16 protein-coding genes and 2 tRNA genes are annotated in these 21,429 nt (G+C 57.3%); 8 read left to right on the top strand and 10 right to left on the bottom strand.

What is annotated here, in order from left to right; translation table 11 throughout:
• Nucleotides 1-639: 639 nt before the first annotated feature.
• The 3 genes from B5F35_RS12390 to B5F35_RS12375 form a co-directional block, all read right to left on the bottom strand.
• Nucleotides 640-1,581, bottom strand: a complete 942-nt coding sequence (locus tag B5F35_RS12390; RefSeq protein ID WP_162611417.1) for a recombinase family protein — start codon at nucleotides 1,579-1,581, stop codon at nucleotides 640-642.
• A 472-nt stretch (nucleotides 1,582-2,053) separates the two neighbouring features.
• Nucleotides 2,054-2,138: transfer RNA gene (locus tag B5F35_RS12380), tRNA-Tyr, on the bottom strand.
• Between the two features lie 33 nt (nucleotides 2,139-2,171).
• Nucleotides 2,172-2,247 (bottom strand) — tRNA-Thr (locus tag B5F35_RS12375).
• A 208-nt stretch (nucleotides 2,248-2,455) separates the two neighbouring features.
• Here B5F35_RS12375 and coaW point away from each other — a divergent pair.
• Nucleotides 2,456-3,307, top strand: a complete 852-nt coding sequence (coaW, locus tag B5F35_RS12370; protein ID WP_087241401.1) for a type II pantothenate kinase — start codon at nucleotides 2,456-2,458, stop codon at nucleotides 3,305-3,307.
• Between the two features lie 57 nt (nucleotides 3,308-3,364).
• Nucleotides 3,365-3,757: a nucleotidyltransferase domain-containing protein gene (locus tag B5F35_RS12365; RefSeq protein ID WP_087241399.1), complete on the top strand. Its 393-nt coding sequence runs from the start codon at nucleotides 3,365-3,367 to the stop codon at nucleotides 3,755-3,757.
• A 23-nt stretch (nucleotides 3,758-3,780) separates the two neighbouring features.
• On the opposite strand, the gene B5F35_RS12360 is transcribed toward B5F35_RS12365, so the two are convergent.
• Nucleotides 3,781-5,175 carry an AI-2E family transporter gene (locus B5F35_RS12360; RefSeq protein ID WP_087241397.1) on the bottom strand — a complete coding sequence of 465 codons (1,395 nt, stop codon included), beginning with the start codon at nucleotides 5,173-5,175 and terminating at the stop codon, nucleotides 3,781-3,783.
• A 587-nt stretch (nucleotides 5,176-5,762) separates the two neighbouring features.
• Between B5F35_RS12360 and thrS the strand changes: the two genes are divergently transcribed.
• On the top strand, nucleotides 5,763-7,673 hold the full coding sequence (gene thrS, locus B5F35_RS12355; RefSeq protein ID WP_087241395.1) for a threonine--tRNA ligase: 1,911 nt from the start codon (nucleotides 5,763-5,765) through the stop codon (nucleotides 7,671-7,673).
• Between the two features lie 72 nt (nucleotides 7,674-7,745).
• On the opposite strand, the gene B5F35_RS12350 is transcribed toward thrS, so the two are convergent.
• On the bottom strand, nucleotides 7,746-9,365 hold the full coding sequence (locus B5F35_RS12350) for a peptide ABC transporter substrate-binding protein (RefSeq protein WP_087241393.1): 1,620 nt from the start codon (nucleotides 9,363-9,365) through the stop codon (nucleotides 7,746-7,748).
• Nucleotides 9,366-9,570: 205 nt separating this feature from the next.
• Between B5F35_RS12350 and B5F35_RS12345 the strand changes: the two genes are divergently transcribed.
• Nucleotides 9,571-9,954, top strand: coding sequence for a desulfoferrodoxin family protein (locus B5F35_RS12345; RefSeq protein WP_087241391.1), 384 nt, complete (start codon nucleotides 9,571-9,573; stop codon nucleotides 9,952-9,954).
• A 72-nt stretch (nucleotides 9,955-10,026) separates the two neighbouring features.
• Here the strand turns inward: B5F35_RS12345 and B5F35_RS12340 are convergent, their stop codons facing one another.
• A complete protein-coding gene (locus B5F35_RS12340) occupies nucleotides 10,027-11,343 on the bottom strand; it encodes a replication-associated recombination protein A (protein WP_275532263.1) in 1,317 nt (438 codons plus the stop codon).
• A 242-nt stretch (nucleotides 11,344-11,585) separates the two neighbouring features.
• On the opposite strand from B5F35_RS12340, the gene B5F35_RS12330 reads away from it, so the two are divergent.
• The 3 genes from B5F35_RS12330 to gpmI all read left to right on the top strand — a co-directional run bounded on the left by B5F35_RS12330 (nucleotide 11,586) and on the right by gpmI (nucleotide 15,255).
• Nucleotides 11,586-12,779, top strand: a complete 1,194-nt coding sequence (locus tag B5F35_RS12330; protein ID WP_087241387.1) for a phosphoglycerate kinase — start codon at nucleotides 11,586-11,588, stop codon at nucleotides 12,777-12,779.
• Between the two features lie 88 nt (nucleotides 12,780-12,867).
• Nucleotides 12,868-13,635, top strand: a complete 768-nt coding sequence (gene tpiA, locus B5F35_RS12325) for a triose-phosphate isomerase (RefSeq protein WP_087241439.1) — start codon at nucleotides 12,868-12,870, stop codon at nucleotides 13,633-13,635.
• A gap of 105 nt (nucleotides 13,636-13,740) precedes the next feature.
• Entirely contained in the window at nucleotides 13,741-15,255 is a 1,515-nt protein-coding gene (gene gpmI / locus B5F35_RS12320; protein WP_087241385.1) for a 2,3-bisphosphoglycerate-independent phosphoglycerate mutase, read from the top strand.
• A gap of 74 nt (nucleotides 15,256-15,329) precedes the next feature.
• Here gpmI and hydF read toward each other — a convergent pair whose 3' ends face one another.
• Entirely contained in the window at nucleotides 15,330-16,544 is a 1,215-nt protein-coding gene (hydF, locus tag B5F35_RS12315) for a [FeFe] hydrogenase H-cluster maturation GTPase HydF (protein ID WP_087241383.1), read from the bottom strand.
• 110 nt (nucleotides 16,545-16,654) lie between these two features.
• Nucleotides 16,655-17,692: a tRNA 2-thiocytidine biosynthesis TtcA family protein gene (locus B5F35_RS12310; RefSeq protein ID WP_206424046.1), complete on the bottom strand. Its 1,038-nt coding sequence runs from the start codon at nucleotides 17,690-17,692 to the stop codon at nucleotides 16,655-16,657.
• A gap of 293 nt (nucleotides 17,693-17,985) precedes the next feature.
• On the opposite strand from B5F35_RS12310, the gene B5F35_RS12305 reads away from it, so the two are divergent.
• On the top strand, nucleotides 17,986-19,155 hold the full coding sequence (locus tag B5F35_RS12305) for a MalY/PatB family protein (protein ID WP_087241381.1): 1,170 nt from the start codon (nucleotides 17,986-17,988) through the stop codon (nucleotides 19,153-19,155).
• A 211-nt stretch (nucleotides 19,156-19,366) separates the two neighbouring features.
• Here the strand turns inward: B5F35_RS12305 and B5F35_RS12300 are convergent, their stop codons facing one another.
• Nucleotides 19,367-20,731 carry a TrkH family potassium uptake protein gene (locus B5F35_RS12300; RefSeq protein ID WP_162611416.1) on the bottom strand — a complete coding sequence of 455 codons (1,365 nt, stop codon included), beginning with the start codon at nucleotides 20,729-20,731 and terminating at the stop codon, nucleotides 19,367-19,369.
• 75 nt (nucleotides 20,732-20,806) lie between these two features.
• Complete coding sequence (locus B5F35_RS12295; protein ID WP_087241377.1) at nucleotides 20,807-21,346, bottom strand: QueT transporter family protein; 540 nt, start codon at nucleotides 21,344-21,346, stop codon at nucleotides 20,807-20,809.
• Nucleotides 21,347-21,429 lie beyond the last annotated feature (83 nt).

Raw genomic sequence — 21,429 nt, 5'->3', positions numbered from 1 at the left:
GCAAAAAGGGACAGACTCTCAAATTGAGGGTCTGTCCCTTTAACAACCAACATTTGCTAAACCAAATCATGATATAAAAGGCGCTTACTTGGAATAAATAGAGACGCTATTGCTCTCTATGACAGACTCCACCACTTATTCCAACAGAAAATAGTATACTGGATACATCAAGATAAATCAACACATTTTTATTTTCTTCCATATAAAGAAACCACTCGCTGGCGAAATGCATTCAAAAAGTTGGACAAATATGGCGATATTTTCTTTCACCGTCCTTAGTTTCCTCACCGGGCACGATGATTTTATGTGGTCTCGAACGATAGCCTATATTGAACAGTACTCATACCGCATAGTCTTAGCTTGATTCTCTGATTGTTATAATATCAAATATACGCTTCTATCTATCTCCCTAAATATTTTTGCACAAAAGTTACCAATGTGCACATAACATTATGATTTTACAAACATATTTATAATATAAGTATAGCATACTGGCCAAATCTTGTCCAGTGGATTTAAACTGCATTTTATATTGGGGGTATTAGGATGACATGGCAATCATGGGATGAACAGTTACCCACAAAAAAATAGCACCGATGCCTTGCTTGAAGACATCGGTGCTATTTTTTTGCAGGCAACCTATTTTTGCAACGGAAGGGTGGCATCCAGTTCATACCCTCCGACAAACCGGATCCTTATTTGGGAGGCAGAGAGTACGGTCACTTGTTCGATGATCCTTCTGATGAAGTCATCGTTAAATTCAGTGAGGTTCAGGTTTTCTTCGTTGTTGATATAAATGAGAGCCTGCTGATATTGATATTCCAGAGCTTGATTCTCTATCTTTTTCTTTTGGAGCTCCTGCAGCTGGCTGGTGAGATCCATCTTCTGTTCTGAAAGCTGCCGAAGTTTGGCTGCGTAGAAGTCGCTGTCACCGCCTTGTGCTACGATCTTGACTAAGGCGGACATTTCCTGCTCCAGCTTGCTGATTTGCTTTTCCAGTGATTGAGGAGTGACTTGGCTCCCGGAAAAGAGGATAATGTTCTCTTGGACATCCCGGAGGTTTTGCATGATATCATCCTTGTCACCGGCCACGGTTTGAACGCACTGGAGAATTGCCTGATGTAATGCTTCTTCGGATAGGGTTGGAGAGTGCTGGCAATACTTTGTGCCGAATTCAAGGCGGTTGATGCAACGCCAGACAACTTTTTTCTTGCCCTTTTTAGACCAAGTGGTTCGTCGGTACATGGAACCGCATTCCCCGCAGACCAACCTTTCGGATAAAGCATATTTGCTGCAGTATTTTCCCAGCACGCTCTTGGTTTTCTTTTGGGAAGCCTTCTTTTTGCTATTTCTGCGGGCCAGTTCAAGTTGGGCATTCAGGAAGTCCTCACGGGGAATGATGGCGGGGTGGTTATCTGTTATGTAGTATTGGGTGAGTTCCCCGTTGTTTTTCTTCTTTTTCTTGGTTAGGAAATCCACAGTATAAGTTTTTTGCAGGAGAACATCTCCCATGTATTTTTCATTCCGCAGGATATGCCGGGTCTTGATGGCGTAGTAGCCATGGTCGATGCCGATGTTCATGGTTTTGCTCATCCTTTCTTGGCTGTTGCCTAAAACTTGGTTTCCTGCTGGTTAAGAGCGAAGCGTATCTTGTTCTTTCCCAGCTGGTAAAATATTTAGGGGGGAGAGTGTGAGAGGGGGGAGCGCAAAAAACTCCCCGGCCAGCCAGCTGGAGAGTTCCTGAAAAAGGGCGCACTACCCCCTTGTATTTTGAGGGTTTGATTTTGGGCTTTCGTCAACCTGTCTATTTGACAGGCGTAAACTTCTACACATTTGACAACGGGGAAAAGAGCCGCAGAACGCAAAAAAGCGGGGCCTCCGGCCTGAAAAATCAGGCGGAAGCCCCGCTTCATCTCGTACAAAGCCTTATTTTTGCCATCTAATGGAAAAGGCATCTATGGAAAATCACTTTGGATTTTGGACTCTAAAAAGCCCGTAAACCCGCATGAATACTGACAAAAACGGGGTGGACATCTAAAGTGTCCACCCCAGATGGTGGAGGAGGGTGGATTCGAACCACCGAAGCAAGAAGCAGCAGATTTACAGTCTGTCCCCTTTGGCCACTCGGGAACTCCTCCGTATTTAGCTGTAGCACTCTGTCCACAGCTCTATGGAGCTGGTGAACGGACTTGAACCCCTGACCTGCTGATTACAAATCAGCTGCTCTACCAACTGAGCTACACCAGCATCTGTATCAGTTATTTTTGAGTGCTTAGATAATATATCATTTTCCCGCGAAATTGTCAAGCACTTTTTTTAAAAGAAAGAATTGAAAATAAAAAAGGAAACGATTATTATGAAAGAAAATCCATCTGTTCCGCGAAGATACGGGGAAATCAGCGTATTTTTGTATCTTGGCACGGACAGAAAATCAGGCCCTGGAGGAGGATGTCCCATGTGCTTTGTGATTGGCATTGACGTTGGAGGGAGCACCACCAAGATTGTCGGAATCAGCGAGGAGGGCGTACAGAAGCCTCTCTTTGTCCGCGCGGCTGACCCTGTGGCTTCCCTATTCGGCGCTTTGGGAAAATACACCTATGACAACGGCATCCCGCTGGATGCGATTGAAAAAATTGTGCTCACCGGTGTGGGAAGCGCGTACATCCGCCAGCCTCTTTACGGCATCCCGACCGCGAAAGCCGACGAGTTTCTCGCGGACGGGCTGGGAGCCACCTACCACACAGAGCTGACGGAAACCATCGTGGTCAGCATGGGAACGGGCACCTCTCTGGTTCGGGTGTCAAAGGATGGCATCCAGCATATTGGCGGCATCGGCATCGGCGGCGGGACGATCATGGGCCTTTCCAACCTTCTGCTGAAAACCTCGGATATCCGCGAGATCATTGAACTGGCTCAGCGCGGGAATCTCTCCAACATTGATTTGCAGATTCAGGACATCACCACCGCTCCTTTGGAGGGCCTTCCGCTGGATGCGACAGCATCCAATTTCGGCAAGGTGCGCGGAGCCGTTTCCCTGGAGGACACCGCGCTCGGAATTCTCAACATGGTGCTGCAATGTATCGGCAAGAGCGCCATTCTCTCCGCTTTGAACACGCCGATCCGCGACTTTGTGCTGATCGGCAACCTCACCCGCCTGCCGCAGTGCAAAGAGGTTTTTCCCATTCTGGAGAAAATGTTCGGCGTCCGCTTTCTGATCCCCAAATACGCCGAATACCGCACCGCTGTGGGAGCGGCGCTCGCCTTTACGCTGGGCTACCCGGTGCAGGAGGTTACACCGGAAGATTGAAAAAACACCCGGCAGGGAAAATCCCGCACGGGTGTTCTGACAGGAGAAAAACTATAAATGCTGACCGATCTGTTTCTTGCACAGCTCAAACAATGGGCGGCTGAGGATCCGGAGATTACGGCTCTCCTCGTTGTAGGCTCCTACGCCCGGGGGACAAACAAAGCGGATTCCGATCTGGATCTTGTCATTCTGACCTCCCGCAAAGCGGACATGGTAAAAGGACCAAGCTTTGTGGCTCGCTTTGGGGATGTGGAACGCCAACAGACGGAAGAATATGGCGCATGCACCTCCGTGCGCGCCTGGTATCGCGACGGACGCGAAATTGAATTCGGGCTGGTGGAACCCTCCTGGGCCAGCGTTCCGCTGGACAGCGGCACCCACCGTGTTCTGAGCGACGGATATCTTGTGCTCGCCGACAAAGAAGGGCTGTTCACCGATCTGAAGCTCTGAGTGCCTGTCCAGTGGGGTACGCTTTACGGCTTCTTTTCCCCTGCCTCCTTCGTTTCATCCTGTTCCCCGGCTTGCTCCGTCTCCTGTGCCGGAGCTTCCGGGCTGTCCGGCTGCTCTTCTGTCTCTTCTTGTGTCTGCTGCTCTCCGGCAGGCTCGGTCTCCTCATCCCAGTCCGCCCCGTCCGACTCGGGGGGGCCATCCACCACCGGCGCTTTTCCATGGCGCACAAAGGTGATGTCGGACAGCTTCTTCGGGAACAGGATTTTTTCCTGCGGGATTTTGCGTGCGCGCAGGCGGTTCAAAACACTGTGGCGCAGAAGCGTGTAAAAAACGGAACAGAGCGGAATAAAAATCAGCATTCCCGCAATTCCCATCACGCTGCCGCCGATGGTCACGGCAGCCAGCACCCAGATTGACGGCAAACCGACGGAGCTGCCGACCACATGCGGATAAATCAGATTTCCCTCAACCTGCTGCAAAATCAGGAACAAAATCACAAACCAGAGCGCCTGCATCGGATCCACTGTGAGGATCAGGAACGCCCCCACAATACAGCCGATAAACGCGCCGAAAATCGGGATCAGCGCTGTCACGGTGATCAGCACGCTGATCGTGAGCGCATAGGGAAACCGCAGGATGCTCATGGTGAGGAAAAACATACAGCCAAGGATCACCGCCTCCAGGCACTGGCCGGACAGGAAGCGGGAAAACGTGCGGTAGGAGAGCGTTCCCACCTCTGTGATGCGGTCCGCATGATGCTCCGGCAGAAACGCATAGAGAAGCTGGCGGAACTGGCGGCCCAGCCGTTCCTTTTGCAGAAGGATATAGGCCGCGAACACGATCGCCACCACGCTGCCCACTACACCGCCAATGATGGACGACGCGAGGTCCAGTGTGGAATTGAGCACGCCGCTCATGCTGTTCTGCGCGAGATCGATAAAGCCCTGAGAAAGCTTTTCCCAGTCGATCGAAATCCGGCTGAGCACGTCCACGACCTCTGGATACTGCTCCATGAGCTGCTCTCCCCACTCCTGCGTCTGCTGCGCAAAGACAGGGATCCGATCCACAAAATTTTGCAGCGTGCGCCCAATCTCCGGCAGGATCAGGAAAAAGATCACCGCCAGAAGTCCGCAGAGCAGGAGCAGCGTCACCACAAAGCTGATCGGCCGCTTGGCCCGGCGCAGACGCCCCGGCTTTTTCCCCGGCGCGAGCGGCGGAAAAAGCCTGTCCTCCACCTGCCGCATCGGAACATTGATCACAAACGCAATGGCCGAACCCGCCAGAAACGGCGTGATCAGTCCCAGCGCCACACGCAGGAATACTCCCAGTAAATCCAGATGCTGCACAGCCGCGTTGAGCACAACGCCTCCCGCTATCAGAAGCAGCAGCTTTTTCATATTTGCCTTGGTCAAATTCAACTTTCTTCCTCCTCGCCTGCCGCGTGTCCCCTCACCTTTTCACGCAGGCTTTGTCTGGGGTTATTATATCAGAATATAGGGGAAAAGTCTGTCTGGGCTGTAAAGTTTTTTAAAAAAATACCTTACAATTTTCCTTCTGTATTACATACTGTATAAACCTGTGGAAAATTTGAGAAATTTTCATGGATCCCTCTTGACAAACACCAGGCACAATGCTAGTATGATATCAACAGCAAAATATTTCAAAGCGTCGAGAAGGAAGTTTCCGACTCACCTGTCCGTTTAAGAGAGCCAGCGCCATGGGCTGGAAGCGCCGGCATCGGACGAATCTGAAATACCGCCTTTGAGTGCGTGCCGAAATAAGGTGCGACGTTATGCCCACGTTACGGGCAGCTATGAGAGAGTTTTGTTATACATGGTTTTCCCTGTTTAGCAATTCGGAAAATAGGGTGGAACCGCAAGCTGAGCCTTGCCCCTTACTAGGAGGGGCAAGGCTTTTTGTTTGTCTGGAAAACGAGCTCCGCCGATTTGGCGGGATATTTTACAAATACAATGATAACGAAAAACAAGGAAAGGGGAAGTCACGGATGATTCAAGTGATGCTCAAGGGCGACGCAAAGGAATTTGAGGCGGGCGTGACCGCTGCCGAAGTCGCCAAATCCATCGGAGCGGGCCTCTACAAGGCTGCCTGCGCCTGCAAGATTGACGGGGAGGCCGCCGACCTGCGCACGCCGCTGACAAAGGACTGCTCGCTCGAAATCCTGACCTTTGATTCCGCCGAAGGCAAGCACGCCTACTGGCATACCACCGCCCACATCATGGCGCAGGCCATCGGCCGTCTGTACCCGGGCGCGAAGTTCGCCATTGGTCCGGCGATTGAAAATGGCTTTTACTACGATGTGGATCTGCCGCAGACGCTCACACCCGATGATCTGACAAAGATCGAGGCCGAGATGAAGAAAATCATCAAGGAAGATCTGCCGCTCGAGCGCTTTGAGCTCTCCCCCGCCGACGCGGAAAAGCTCATGGCGGACAAGCAGCAGGACTACAAGCTGGAGCTGATCGCGGAACACTCCGGCAAGGGTGAGCCCATCAGCTTCTACCAGCAGGGCGAATACGTCGACCTGTGCGCCGGCCCGCACCTGATGAGCACCGGCCATGTGAAGGCCGTGAAGCTGACGAACTGCACCGGCGCTTACTGGCGCGCCGACGCGAACAACAAGATGTTACAGCGTGTGTACGGCATCTCCTTCCCCAAGGCTGCCGATCTTGAGGCTTACATCACGATGCTCGAGGAAGCCAAGAAGCGCGATCACCGTAAGCTGGGACGCGATCTGGAGCTGTTCACCATCATGGACGAGGGACCGGGCTTCCCGTTCTTCCTGCCCAAGGGCATGGTGCTGAAAAACCTGCTGATTGACTACTGGCGCGAGCTTCACCGCAAGGCGGGCTATCTGGAGATCTCCACCCCGATGATCCTGAACCGTTCCCTGTGGGAGCGCAGCGGCCACTGGGATCATTACAAGCAGAACATGTACACCACCGTGATCGACGAGCAGGACTTCGCGATTAAGCCGATGAACTGCCCCGGCGGCATGCTGGTTTACAAGACAAAGCTGCACTCCTACCGCGACCTGCCGCTCCGCATGGGTGAGCTGGGCCTGGTGCACCGCCATGAGCTTTCCGGCGCGCTGCACGGCCTGATGCGTGTGCGCTGCTTCACGCAGGACGACGCGCACATCTTCATGACGCCCGACCAGATCAAAAACGAGATCAAGGGCGTTGTCAACCTGATCGATTCCGTCTACAAGACTTTCGGATTCCAGTATCACATTGAGCTGTCCACCATGCCCGAGGATCACATGGGCGCGCAGGAGGACTGGGACAACGCCACCGACGCGCTGCGCGCGGCGATTTCCGAGCTCGGCTATGACTACGAGGTGAACGAGGGTGACGGCGCGTTCTACGGCCCGAAGCTCGACTTCCATCTGACCGACTGCCTGGGACGCACCTGGCAGTGCGGCACCATCCAGCTCGACTTCCAGCTTCCCGAACGGTTTGAGCTGGAGTATACGGGTGAGGATGGCGCAAAGCACCGCCCGATCATGATCCACCGTGTAGTATTCGGCAGCATCGAGCGCTTCATCGGCATCCTGACGGAGCACTTCGCGGGCGCGTTCCCGCTGTGGCTCTCCCCGGTGCAGGTGAAGGTCCTGCCGATCTCCGAGCGTCACCACGAGTATGCCGAAAAGGTTGCCGCTCAGCTTCAGGAGGCCGGCCTGCGTGTGGAGGCCGATCTGCGCAACGAAAAGATCGGCTACAAGATTCGCGAGGCTCAGCTTCAGAAAACCCCGTATATGCTCGTTGTGGGCGACAAGGAAGCAGAGACGGGAACCGTCTCCGTGCGCGGCCGCAAGGACGGCGATCTCGGCTCGATGGCTCTTGCGGACTTCTCCGCCAAGGCCTGCGAGGAGAGCAAAAACCGCGTGATGGACTAACCGCGTGACAAACGAAAAATAAAAGGCCGCCGGGAATGGAAAAACCTGTTCCCGGCGGCTTCTTTTGTCTTTTTATTCCTTGCGTGCATTCTTGAAATCCACACCGCCGCCATAGGGGCGGAATACGATCCTGGACACGCCGGGCGCGCTGGCAAAGGAATGGCTGCTGTAGGAAACGGGCAGGAATACGGCGCGATCCACCAGAATCTGCTCCGCGGACTGGCAGGCTGTCCGCTTTTCTTCCCCGCTGGTGCGGCGGATCTGGGAAAGCAGCTCGTCGTAGGCAGCGTCGGAAAAACCGCTCACATTGCCCGAACCTCCCGTCTCAAAGCACAAGAGGGCCGCGGCGGGATCGTCCCGCTCCGGGGTGAACGAGCAGACGGCGGCGGAAAAGCTGCCCGCGGCGATGCGGGAAGCCAGTTCATCCTCGGACAGGGGAGCCATATTGAAATATTGGCCAAACGCGGCGTTCCATTCCACCAGAATATTATTGACAAGAGATGTGATCTCCGGATCCTCCGGACACAGGATCGTCAGTGACGGCGGAGATTCCACTCCCAGCTCTGCCAGACCCTCCCGCATGAGGGCCGCCGCATCCTCCAGCCTGGCCGGAATCGCGACATCCTGCGCACTGTCCCGGTAGGACTCACCCTCTAAATGCACAGCGGGCGGGATCAGCCCTCCGGCCGCCTCGGGAAGCGACGCGCGCAGGCTCGTCCAGTCGACGGCATAGAGAAACGCCTGGCGCACCTTCTCGTTTTTCAGCTCCGGGGAAGCGTCGCTGGACAGATTAAAGCAGAAGCCCCAGACCGTATCCTCAAAGGAAGTAATGGTGCATTCGTTTTCCTGCGCCTGTTCTGCCTCGCTCTCCGTCACCGCGATCGCGTCGACCGTGCCGTCAGAGACGGCGGAAACCGCATCCTCGATCACGAGCTCCGCTTTGCCGATCGGGAATTTCAGGTTCGACGGCGCGGTTTCGCCCCAATAGGTGGAGGAAGCCGCGAGGTTGATATGACGGCCCGGATCCCAGCCATATTTTCCGTCAATGACGAAGGGGCCGTTGCCCAGGATGCAGGAACGATCGAGACCGTAGCGGCCCGCTGTCCCTTCAAAAAACTCCTGGTTGCAGGGCATAAAGACGGGCAGTGCCGTCAGGGCGGGGAAATCCGGCACCGGGTACGCAAGCTCCACCACAAGGGTATCATCCCCCTCGGCGCGCACACCCAGCTCCTCCGGAGCCACCGCTCCGCTCTGCACCTCCGCGGCGTTGCGGATGCAGAGCATCGAATCGCAGGACGGCGATCCCGTGACGGGCGCGAGCGCCCGCTGGAAAGCGTACACAAAATCATCCGCCGTCACAGGCGTTTCCCCGTCCGACCAGACCGCATCCTCCCGCAAATGAAAGGTAAAGGTCAAATTGTCCGGACTGCTTTCCCAGCTCTCGGCGGCGCCTGGCTGCGGATCCCCATTTTCATCCAGACGGGCCAGCCCTTCAAAGAGGGCTCCAATCACAATCGCCGCATTTTCACCCTGCGCAATCTGCGGATCCAACGTTTTCGGCTCGCTGGACAGATGCCAGGTGAAGCTTTTTCCCGTGCCGCTGGTGTTCTCCTTCTCCTCACAGCCCCCGCAGAACAGCGGCAGCAGGAGAAGAAAGCACAGCAACAGCGCCCAGGCGCGTTTTCCCCACATCCGAAGCCCTCCTTTCTCATTTCTGGGTCAATTTTATCATGCTTTATTTTTGTTTGCAATCTCGCGGATAAAAATGTCAGAAAAACGTTATACTTTTCAGGAAACCCTCCGGCAAAAGCATGCTTGCCGCGCTCCGGGAAACATGCTACAATAGAAACCGGAATCCAGCCCTTTCAGGGACGGAAAAAAAGGAGGAAAGATCGCTATGAAAGAACTCGAGTTTTATCTTTGCACTCACTGCAAAAACCTTGTGGAAATGGTGCATTTTGGCGGCGCGCCTCTGATGTGCTGCGGAGAGAAGATGAAGAAGCTCTCTGCCAACACGACAGATGCTGCCACGGAAAAGCACGTTCCGGTCGCTGTCACGGAAGGGAACAACGTTACCGTCACCGTGGGCCGTGTGGAGCACCCCATGACGGAGGAGCACTATATCCAGTGCATCGTGCTGCAAACAGAAAAGGGTGTGCAGCGCTGCGATCTCCTGCCCGGCAGCAAGCCCTCGGCCGTCTTTGCTGTTGCTCCGGGCGACAAGGCCGTTGCGGCCTATGCCTACTGCAACCTCCACGGTCTGTGGAAAGCGGATCTCTGAGCCGCCGGATTTTTTCCAACCCATAAGATAAGACGCTCCCGAAGCCCGGAAGGTTTCGGGAGCGTCCTCTTTTTATGGTTCCCGTCCCAAAAGCGCGCGGATCTCCTCCAGCCTGCGCGCCATGCGCGATTCACTGCCGCTCTCCGTGGGATGGTAATACCGCCGCCCGCGCAGCGATTCCGGCAGGCACTCCATATCCGCCACCTTGCTTTCCACATCGTGCGCGTAAACGTACCCGTCCCCATAGCCGAGTTCCTTCATCAGACCTGTGGGCGCGTTGCGGATGACAAGCGGCACCGGCTCGTCAAGCATCGTGAGTGCGTCGCGCTTGGCCGACTCATACGCGCGGTAAACCGCGTTCGAACGCGGCGCCAGGGAGAGATAAATCACCGCGTGCGCCAGATGGATGCTGCACTCCGGCATCCCAAGAAAATGGCACGCCTGATATGCGGCCAGCGCGATTTCCAGCGCGCGGCTGTCGGCCAGGCCGATGTCCTCGCTGGCAAAGCGGATCAGCCGCCGCGCCACATAAAGCGGATCCTCGCCCGCTTCCAGCATGCGCGCCAGCCAGTAGACGGCCGCGTCCGGATCGCTGTTGCGCATCGATTTGTGCAGCGCGGAGATCAGATTATAGTGTTCCTCGCCGTTCTTGTCATACAGAAGGGATTTTTTGGAGGTGCACTGCTCCACCAGCTGCCGTCCGACCGTCACCGTTTCCCCTTCGCGCCGCCCGTTGAGTACAGCCATCTCGAGCGTATTGAGCGCGGTGCGCGCGTCGCCGTTGGAAAACCGGGCGATCAGCGGCAGCACGCCGTCCTCCAGGCGGACGTTCTGTCCGCCGAAGCCGCGCGGATCCGCCAGCGCCATGCGCAGCAGCCCTTCGATCTCCTCGGCTGTCAGGGCGTTGAGCACAAAGACCTTGCACCGCGACAAAAGAGCGGCGTTTACCTCAAACGACGGATTTTCCGTGGTCGCTCCGATCAGAATAATACTGCCTTTTTCCACAAATGGCAGAAAAGCGTCCTGCTGCGCCTTGTTGAAGCGGTGGATTTCGTCCACAAAGACGATGGTGCGCTCCCCGAACCGGCGGTTCTGCTCCGCCTGCTGCATCACCTCACGGATCTCCTTGATCCCGCTTGTGACGGCGCTGAAATCGACAAAGGAGGATTTCGTCCGGTTCGCGATGATCCGCGCCAGCGTTGTTTTCCCCACGCCCGGCGGCCCCCAGAAAATCATGGAGGAAATCCGATCGCTGTCGATGAGACGGCGCAGGATTTTCCCCTCGCCCAGCAGGTGGCTCTGTCCCGCGAACTCCTCCAGTGTGCGCGGGCGCATGCGGCTGGCCAGCGGATCCGCGGCGCCGCGGTCAAAAAAGCTGCTCTGTTCCACGTTTCGTTCCCCCTTTTGTTCAGCATAGCACGGCAAAACGCAGGAGGCAAGAGGCGTTTTATGCCGCGCCCGCGCCTTTGGAACAGAGAAAGCGCAAGAGAGGAAAATGAATTGTTTCTTTTTTCACAAAAAGCAGGATTTGCGGGGAAATCTCTTGAAAAGCGTAAACACGCATTGTATAATAAGGAACGTAAAAGTACGTCATTACAGCCCCCATATTCAAAATAAAGGAGTGCTTAAACATGAACTATCTCAACAAGAAAACCGTTGAGGATATCGACGTTGCCGGCAAGAGAGTGCTGGTGCGCTGCGATTTCAACGTCCCGTTTGACGCCGAGGGCAACATTGCGGATCCGAAGCGAATCGACGAGGCTCTGAAGACCATCAAGTATCTGGTTTCCCATAACGCGAGAGTGATCCTCTGCTCCCACCTGGGCCGTCCGAAGGGCGAGTTCAACATGAAGTACTCCCTGGCTCCCGTCGCCAAGTACCTGTCCCAGGCTCTGGGCCAGGAGGTCAAGATGGCGAAGGACGTCGTGGGCGAGAGCGCGAAGAGCATCGCCGCTTCCCTCAAGGACGGCGAGGTTGAGCTGATCGAGAACGTCCGCTTCCACAAGGAAGAGGAAAAGAACGATCCCGCCTTCTCCAAGGAGCTGGCTTCCCTCGCTGAGATCTATGTCAACGACGCGTTCGGCACGGCTCACCGCGCCCACGCTTCCACCGCCGGTGTTGCCGACTATCTGCCGGCTGTCTGCGGCTACCTGATCCAGAAGGAGATCACCATCATGGGCGGCGCTCTCACCGAGCCGAAGCGCCCGTTCGTCGCCATCCTCGGCGGCGCGAAGGTTTCCGACAAGATCGGCGTCATCAACAACCTGCTGGACAAGGTTGACACGCTGATCATCGGCGGCGGCATGGCTTACACCTTCATGAACGCGCTGGGCTACTCCATCGGCACCTCCATCTGCGAGGCTGACAAGGTTGAGCTCGCGAAGGACATGATGGCCAAGGCCAAGGAGAAGGGCGTCAAGTTCCTGATCCCGGTTGACAACATCGTGGGCACCGAGTACAAGCCCGACACCGAGCACAAGGTCGTCGATTCCGACAACATTCCGGACGGCTGGATGGGCCTGGATATCGGCCCCAAGACCGCTGCTCTGTTTGCCGACGCCGTGAAGGGCGCCGGAACCGTTGTGTGGAACGGCCCGATGGGCGTTTCCGAGTGGGAGAACTTTGCTGCCGGTACGATCGCTGTGGCGAAGGCTGTCGCGGAGAGCGGCGCCATCTCCATTATCGGCGGCGGCGACTCCGCTGCGGCTGTTGAGAAGCTTGGCTTCGCCGAGAAGATGACGCACATCTCCACCGGCGGCGGCGCTTCCCTGGAGTTCCTCGAGGGCAAGGTTCTGCCCGGCATTGCCTGCCTGAACGACAAATAAGATTTTCCGCACGCTTTGCTGAACCGGGGGGCGGGGCTCGCGCCCCGTCCCCTTTTTGATTTTCATCCATGAAAAGGAGCTGTTTCCTATGAATAAGGCACTAAGAAAAGCCGTCATCGCCGGCAACTGGAAAATGAACAAGACCCCCGCCGAGGCCAAAGAGCTGCTCGACGCCATCAAGCCCCTCGTGAAGGATGCGGACTGCGACGTTGTCGCCTGCGTGCCCTTCGTGGATCTCTCCGTCGCTCTCGAAGCGACCGCCGGCAGCAACGTGAAGGTCGGCGCGGAGAACTGCCACTGGGAGCCCTCCGGCGCGTACACGGGCGAAATTTCCGCTCCGATGCTCGCCGCGATGCAGGTGCCGTATGTCATCATCGGCCACAGCGAGCGCCGCACCTATTTCGGTGAGACCGACGTGACCGTCAACAAGCGCGTCAAGGCTGCCCTCGCGAACGGCCTGACCGTTATCCTCTGCGTGGGCGAGTACTTGGAGCAGCGCGAACAGGGCGTCACCGGCGAGGTCGTCGCCCTGCAGACCAAGATCGATCTCCAGGGCGTTTCCGCCGAGGAGCTCAAGAGAGTTATCATCGCCTATGAGCCCGTGTGGGCCATCGGCACCGGCAAGACCGCTACCGCCGCCCAGGCGAACGAGGTCTGCGCTCTGATCCGCGCCACGATCGCCGACCTGTACAGCAAGGCCGACGCGGACGCTCTGACCATCCAGTACGGCGGCTCCATGAACGCGAAGAACGCGGAGGAGCTGCTGGATCAGCCCGACGTGGACGGCGGCCTGATCGGCGGCGCTTCCCTCAAGCCCGAGGACTTCGCCGCGATCGTCAAGGCAGCTTCCCGCTAATCGGGAGCCGACCCACACGATTTACAGGAATGTACGGAAGGGGGCGTCCAGTCCTGCGTTGGACGGACGTCCCCTTCTTCTTATCAGACAGGAGGACTGATTACCATGGCTAAGAAACCGCTTCTGCTTATGATCCTCGACGGCTTCGGCGTCGCCGCGCCGGAGGGGAACGCGATCGCCGCGGCCAAGAAACCGAACCTTGACCGCCTCTTTTCCTCGAACCCGCTGACCCAGATCGGCGCGTCCGGGATGGACGTGGGCCTGCCGGACGGCCAGATGGGCAACAGTGAGGTAGGCCACACGAACATCGGCGCGGGCCGCATCGTGTATCAGGAGCTGACCCGCATCACCAAAGCGATCCAGGACGGCCCCTTCTTTGAGAACGAGGCGTTCCTCTCCGCAGTGGAGAACGCCAAGAAAAACGACTCCGCTCTGCACCTGATCGGCCTGCTTTCCGACGGCGGCGTGCACAGCCATATCACCCATCTTTACGGCCTTGTGGAGCTGGCCAAGCGCCACGGCCTGAAGAAGGTTTACATCCACGCCCTGCTCGACGGCCGTGACGTGCCGCCCAGCTCCGGCAAGGACTTCGTCGCCGCCTGCTGCGAAAAGCTCGGCGAGATCGGCGTCGGAGAGATCGCAACGGTCATGGGCCGCTACTATGCGATGGACCGTGACAACCGCTGGGATCGCGTGGAAAAAGCGTATGCCGCGATGGTGTACGGCGAGGGCGTGCAGGGCAGCGACCCGGTGCAGGCTGTGGCCGATTCCTACGCCAACGACGTGACGGATGAGTTTGTCGTGCCGGTTGTGTGCTCCAGAAGCGGCAAGATCCAGGCAAACGACTCTGTGATCTTCTTCAACTTCCGCCCCGACCGCGCCCGCGAGATTACCCGCACCTTTGTTGACCCGGACTTCTCCGGCTTCGAGCGCAAAAACGGCTTTTTCCCGCTCACCTATGTCTGCATGACGCAGTATGACGCCACGATGCCGAACGTGCAGGTGGCCTTCAAGCCGCAGTCTCTGGTGAACACCTTCGGCGAGTACATTTCCCAGAAGGGCCTCAAGCAGCTGCGCATTGCCGAGACGGAGAAATACGCCCATGTGACGTTCTTCTTCAACGGCGGCGTGGAAAAGCAGTATGACGGCGAGGACCGCATCCTGGTAAAGAGCCCGAAGGTTGCCACCTACGACATGCAGCCGGAAATGAGCGCCTATGAGGTGACGGACAAGCTGGTTGAGGCGATCCATTCCAAGCAGTATGACGTGATCATTCTGAACTTCGCCAACTGCGACATGGTCGGCCACACTGGTGTGTTTGACGCGGCGGTCAAGGCTGTGGAAGCCGTTGACACCTGCGTGGGCCGTGTGGCGGACGCTGTCGCTCAGGAAGGCGGCGTGACGCTGATCACCGCCGACCACGGCAACGCCGACCGCATGGTGGACGACGACGGATCTCCGTTCACCGCTCACACCACCAACCCTGTGCCGTTCTGCATGGTCGGCTATGAGGGCAAGCTCCGCACCGGCGGCCGCCTTGCCGACATTGCTCCCACCATGCTCCAGATCCTCGGCCTGCCTCAGCCCGCCGAGATGGACGGTAAGTCTTTGATTGAGTAAGTTTTACAGAAAAGCCCTTCCGCGAGAAACCGCGGAAGGGCTTTTTGTGTGCTTCGGAATACAAGCAGCGCGCCTTACCAGGTCGGAAGCGCGTCGGGAGTGGCGCGGGGGCGCGGCTCCGCATCAATCTGGAAATGCGCAATCAAAAGGCCATAGTTCGTCATCGGCACGCCCTGATCCTTTGCCTGTGAGACACGGGAGAGGACGTATTTGCGGTTGAACATGCAGGCCCCACAGTGGATGACCAGATCGTAGGGCGTGAGGTCGGCGGGAAAATCTGTGCCGCGCGCAAATTCGATGGTCAGCCCCTGCCCGACGCGTGCGCGGAGCATGCGGGGAATCTTCTCCCTGCCGATATCCTCCGTCAGCGGCGCATGGGTGCACGCCTCCGCAATCAGAACGCGGGAATGTTCCGTAAGTCGGTCGGCAGCCTTTGCGCTCTCGGTAAAATAGGAGATATCACCCTTGTAAGCGGCCAAAAGGACAGAGAAGGAGGTCAGCGGGGTTTCCGGCGGCTTTTTGGCATAGACCGTGCGGAACAGCTGGCTGTCCGTGATGATCAGCTTCGGCGGGTGCGCCAGGGAAGCGAGCGAAGCTTCCAGGTTGTCACCGGTGCAGCAGGACACCAGGCATTTCTTGTCGAGCAGCTCGCGGATCATCTGCACCTGCGGCAGAATCAGGCGGCCCTTCGGTGCCTGAATATCCTGCGGCATGACAAGGAGCACCAAGTCGCCCGCCGCGCACAAATCGCCGGTGATGCTTTCCTGCTCAAAGTCGGCGGGCATGGCCCGGATGATGGCCGCACGCAGGCTCTCCACGCCCTCCCCCGTTTTCGCGCTGACGGCGATCGGCGTGAGCTTGCTCTCCTCCAGCACACGGGCAGCCAGTGCGGGCGCGTCCTGCTCGTCGGCCTTGTTTACAACAGCGATGACCGGCGTTTTGCTCGCTTGGAATTGCTCCAGCCATGCCAGCTCCTGCGTGAAATCGTCCCCGGAAAAGAGCAGGAGAGCCACGTCTGTTTTTTTCGCCGCTTCCTGCGTGCGCTCCACGCGCATGCCGCCGAGCGCGCCCTCATCGTCAAAGCCTGCCGTGTCGATGAACACGCACGGCCCAATCCCGTGCACCTCCATCGCCTTATAGACGGGGTCGGTCGTGGTACCTGCCACGTCGGAGACAAGCGCGGCCTGCTGGCCGGTCAGGGCGTTTGTCAGCGACGATTTTCCGCTGTTGCGTTTTCCGAAAATGCCGATGTGCAGCCGGTTGGCTCTCGGCGTCTCTGTTAGGGACATGTCAATTCCTCCTTACGCGGGGGAGAGTTCCGCTTTCTGCGGAAAGCGGCCAAACGGGCGCTGCCCTTTTGGAATTCCCGCAAACTTTTGAAAAAGTTTGATCAAAACTTTCAAGTTTTGTCTTGGCTGTGCTCTTCGGGAGCCGGTCCGAACTGTCCCGCGCCGCGCAGGGTGCTCATTCCCTCTCCGCTTCCGCGCGGGCCGTGCTGACCGCAGGTCCGGGCCGTGCTGACCGCAGGTCCGGGCCGTGCTGACCGCAGGTCTGGGTCATGCTGATCGCACGTCCGGGCTGTGAGCCAGTAGGGGGAGCCAGGACGGTCGTATTCCTCCAGGAAGGGGTGCACACCGCCGTCGCCCCGGTAGCCGACGAGCGTTCCCAGGTTGACATTGTGGAAGCTGTGGAAAATATTCTGCCCGGCGCTCGGGTTGGTCTGCTCGAGCGCGCGAATCAGCTCCTTCATCTCCTGCCGCTTGGAATCCATCGTGCCGTTTGCCGTGCCCTCCGTCAGACGGCAGGCACAGCGCAGAAATTCGAGATCGTTGTACCGCGCCCATGCGATGATATCGGCTTCGCGCACAAGGTAAAGCGGACGGATCAGCTCCATGCCCGGAAAATTCGTGCTGTGAATCTTCGGCATCATCGTTTTCATCTCCGCGCCGTACAGCATGCTCATCAGCACCGTCTCGATCACGTCGTCAAAATGGTGGCCGAGGGCAATTTTGTTGCAGCCGAGCGCGCGGGCGTGCTTGTACAGGCAGCCACGGCGCATCCGGGCGCAGAGATAGCACGGCGATTTCTCCGCCGAAGCCGCCGCCTCAAACAGCCGGTTTTCCACAATCGTGACCGGCAGACCGAGCAGGGCAGCGTTTTCCTCAATGCGCGCGCGGTTTTCCGGGCTGTAACCGGGATCCATCACGAGGTTCACCAGCTCAAAGCGTGTGGGGCTGAACCGCTGCAGCAGCTGCATACACTTTGCCAGCAGCATCGAGTCCTTGCCGCCGGAGATGCACACAGCCACGCGGTCTCCGTCGCACAGCATGCCGTAATCGCGCAGGCCCCCGACAAATTTGTTCCAGATGGGCTTTCTGTATTTTTTCTGGATGCTCAGCTCCGCGCGCCGCCGCTGATCTCCCTGTCTTTCCTGCATATGGATGTTCCGCTCCCCTTTCATGACCGCCGGCCGCACCTTGGCAAACGCTTTGCGCGGCATGGCTCCGGAACAAGAAAAGGTCCGAACCCATGCCGCGCATCTTTGCTCCGGCTGCTTTCCTGTTTATTATAGCGCAAAACAGCGCCGGGAGTCTACCGGAATTTTTGAAATCCACCCCGGCTTGACTTTTTTTGCGCGGAGGATTACCATACCCTCAGAGAACAGCGGCAGATGGAAAATTCCGGGAACGCCGCGCCCGGGAAAATCAGGATGGAGGAAGGACAATCGATATGGAAAGCCGTTTTGATGAAATTATCGACAGGCATCACACCATGTGTGAAAAATACGATGGGATCGCCCGCTCGGGCCGCCCGGAGGACACCATTCCGCTCTGGGTGGCGGACATGGATTTCCGTGCGCCGGACAGCGTGCGCGAGGCCCTGCACCATCTGGCCGATCACGGAATTTTCGGCTATAGCTTCACGGGGGACGAATATTTTGAGGCCGTGCGAAATTGGTTTGCGTCGCGCTTTGGCTGGGAGCCGAAACAGGAATGGCTCGTCTGTACGCCGGGCGTAGTATATGGATTTTCCGCCGCCATCCAGGCCCTGACGCAGGAAGGTGACGCGGTGCTGATCCAGCAGCCGGTTTACCCGCCGTTCGCAGGCTCCTTGCAGAACACGGGCCGCCGCCTGGTCAACAGCCCTCTGCATGAGGAAAATGGCCGGTACTGCATGGAATCTCCCGAGGAGATGGAGCGCCGGATCGTGGAAAATCACGTGAAAATCTTCCTGCTGTGCAGCCCTCACAATCCCGTGGGGCGCGTGTGGACGCAGGAGGAGCTGGAAACGGTGAACGACATCTGCCTGCGCCACGGGGTTGTGGTGATCTCCGACGAAATCCACGCCGACTTCACCTTCCCGGGACACAAGCACACCGTATTTGCGTCGCTTTCCAAGGAAGCGGAGCAAAACTGCATTGTCTGCACCGCGCCAAGCAAAACCTTTAATCTGGCCGGACTGCAAACGTCGAACCTGTTTATCCCAAACCCCAAGCTGCGGGAAAAAATGCGGAATTTCATGGGACGGCTCCACTACGACCAGCCGAACCTCGCCGGACTGACCGCGTGCATGGCGGCCTATCGCGGCGGCGCGTCATGGCTTGATGAGCTGATCCCCTATCTGGCGGAAAATGTCTCGCTGGTTCGCTCCTTCCTGCGCGATCATCTGCCGCAGCTGCGTTTGGTGGAGCCGGAAGGGACTTATCTTCTCTGGATTGACTGCCGGGGACTGGGACTCTCTCAGGAAGAGCTTGGGAAATTCTTCTCGGAGCGCGCCCGGCTGTGGGTGAACGAGGGCGAAATGTTCGGCCCCGGCGGCGAGGGCTTTGTCCGTGTGAACATCGGCTGCCCCCGTTCCGTCCTCCAAACTGCTTTAAGCAGGCTGAGCCTGCACACATGACGCGCAAGCGGCAGACTGAGTCTGCATGCATAACGCGCAAGCGGCAGGCAAGCCTGCCGCCCGGCACGGAAAAAGAAATCGGCCCTCTTGCGATCTCACGTCGCAAGAGGGCCTTGTCATGTGTCCCGCGTTGTTTTCACGGAGCAGCACGGCAGGTGCGCTGTGATTTTCAGCTGAGAGGAATCCTGAACATGTATCCTGGTTCGGCCTGTCAGCCGACAATAATTTTCCCTTCCGGACGGACAGCTATCGCCTTGTTGCGCCCTTTCTTGCCCACAATGGCAAGGCCAAGCGAGACAGGGCCGACGCGGCCGATAAACATAGTCAGGCAAAGGAAAAGCTTCGACGCCGGGCTGAGGATCTGGGTGATGCCCGTGGTCAGTCCCACTGTGCCGAACGCGGAAACCGCCTCAAAGAGCGCATCAATCGCACCGATCCGTTCATTGTTTGTGAGAAGGATGACTCCGGCACTCACCACAACAATCAGCATCGCGACCGTGACAATCGCGAGCGAACGGTACACCACGCTCTTATCAATACGGCGCTTGAGGATGATGGTATCTTCATGGCCGCGAATCACGCTGATCACCGTCGCAGCCAGGACGACAAAGGTGGTCGTCTTGATACCGCCGCCGGTCGAGGCCGGAGACGCGCCGATAAACATAAAGATGATCGTCAGGATTTTCGTGATATCATGCTCGGCCCCGATGTTGACCGACGCAAAGCCCGCTGTGCGCATGCTGGCGGACTGGAAGAACGACGCATTGAGCTTTTCCAGGAAATTCAAACCGTCAAGCGTGTTTGTATACTCCATCACCAGGAACAGCACTGTGCCGAGAACCAGCAAAACAGCGGTCATCAGCAGAACAATGGTACTGTGCAGGGAGAGGTGCCCCGGTTTTTTCTTCTGCACACACGGTTTGATTTTGGCGTTGAAGAGATCCGTGATGACGATAAAGCCAAGTCCGCCGGTGATAATGAGAGCGGCAATCACGCAGCTCACCAGCGGATCGCCGGTATAGCCGATGAGGCTTCCATCCCTCCAGCGGAAGCCAAGGATATCAAAGCCCGCGTTGCAGTAAGCGGAAACCGCCTCAAAGACGGCAATCCAAACGCCGTATGGGCCAAACTGGGGGACAAAGCGGATGCTCAGCAAAAGCGCGCCGGCAAACTCACACGACAGCGTAAAAGCGAGGATCGTCCGCACCAGGTGATAAATATTCACCGTGTTCCCCGAGGTATTCTCCATGGCGATCTGCATGTCGCGCAGGCCCAGCCTGCGGCGCACCAGGATGGTAAAGCCGGTGGTGATCGTGATCACCCCGAGCCCGCCGACCTGGATCAGCAGGAGAATCACCGCCTGGCCGAATTCGCTCCAGTGCGTCCAGGTGTCAAATACGACAAGCCCTGTGACACAGGTGGCGGAAACAGCCGTGAAGAATGCGTCTACAATCGCGGTGGGATGCCCATTCCGGGCGGAAACAGGAAGCATGAGAAGGATCGTCCCCACAAGGATGATGAGCACAAAGCTGCTCACAATCAGCCGCACGGGGGCGATGGCTTTGACTTTTTTCAACAGACTGCCTAAACCTATCATAGCATGTAACACCAGTTCTTTCTTCTGAATCTCCGCGCCCGGGCATCCCGCGCGTCAGCGGGCGGCGTGCAGGGAGAAAAGACGTTTTTCTGCCTCCAGCTTGTCCAGAAGGATAGCGAGCGGCAGGCCGAGAATATAACAAGCAGCGAGCTCACCCAGCCCGACGGAAAGGGCGTTGGCCAGGAAAGCGGGCCACAAAAAGCCTTCAGGGGAAACTATCGTAATCTCAAGACCCACAATCAGGGCGTTGAAGAGGACGGGCGGCAAGGGGGCCAGCACCGGGATTCCCTTAACGCGGACATGGCGCACGGCGCGCGTCGCAATGGCCGCGAGAACCGTGGCAAGCGTGCCGAAAATCATATCCATCACACCCATGCTGCTCCAAAGGTTGCTCAAAAAACAGCCCACGGCAAGGCCGGGGATCGCGGCGGGCGTAAAGACGGGCAGGATCGTCATCGCTTCGGAAAAGCGGAACTGCACGGGGCCGAAGGCCCAGTTCAGCATGACGGCCACAAGGGTCAGGGCGGTGTACAGGGCGGCAATCATGGCTCCCTGCACGAGGAATCGGATGTTGGTCGATGTGTTTGCTTTCATTTTCATTCCTCCGTAGTTTTCTTTAAGGTCAGGAGTTTGCGACTGACCGCTCCCCCATTCGGGGGAACCTTATTACGATACTA

The organism is Anaeromassilibacillus sp. An200 (genome assembly GCF_002160025.1).
Lineage (GTDB): Bacteria > Bacillota > Clostridia > Oscillospirales > Acutalibacteraceae > Caccousia > Caccousia stercoris.
The sequence above is the reverse complement of the archived record's forward strand: the minus strand, read 5'-3'. Positions and strand labels throughout refer to the sequence as shown.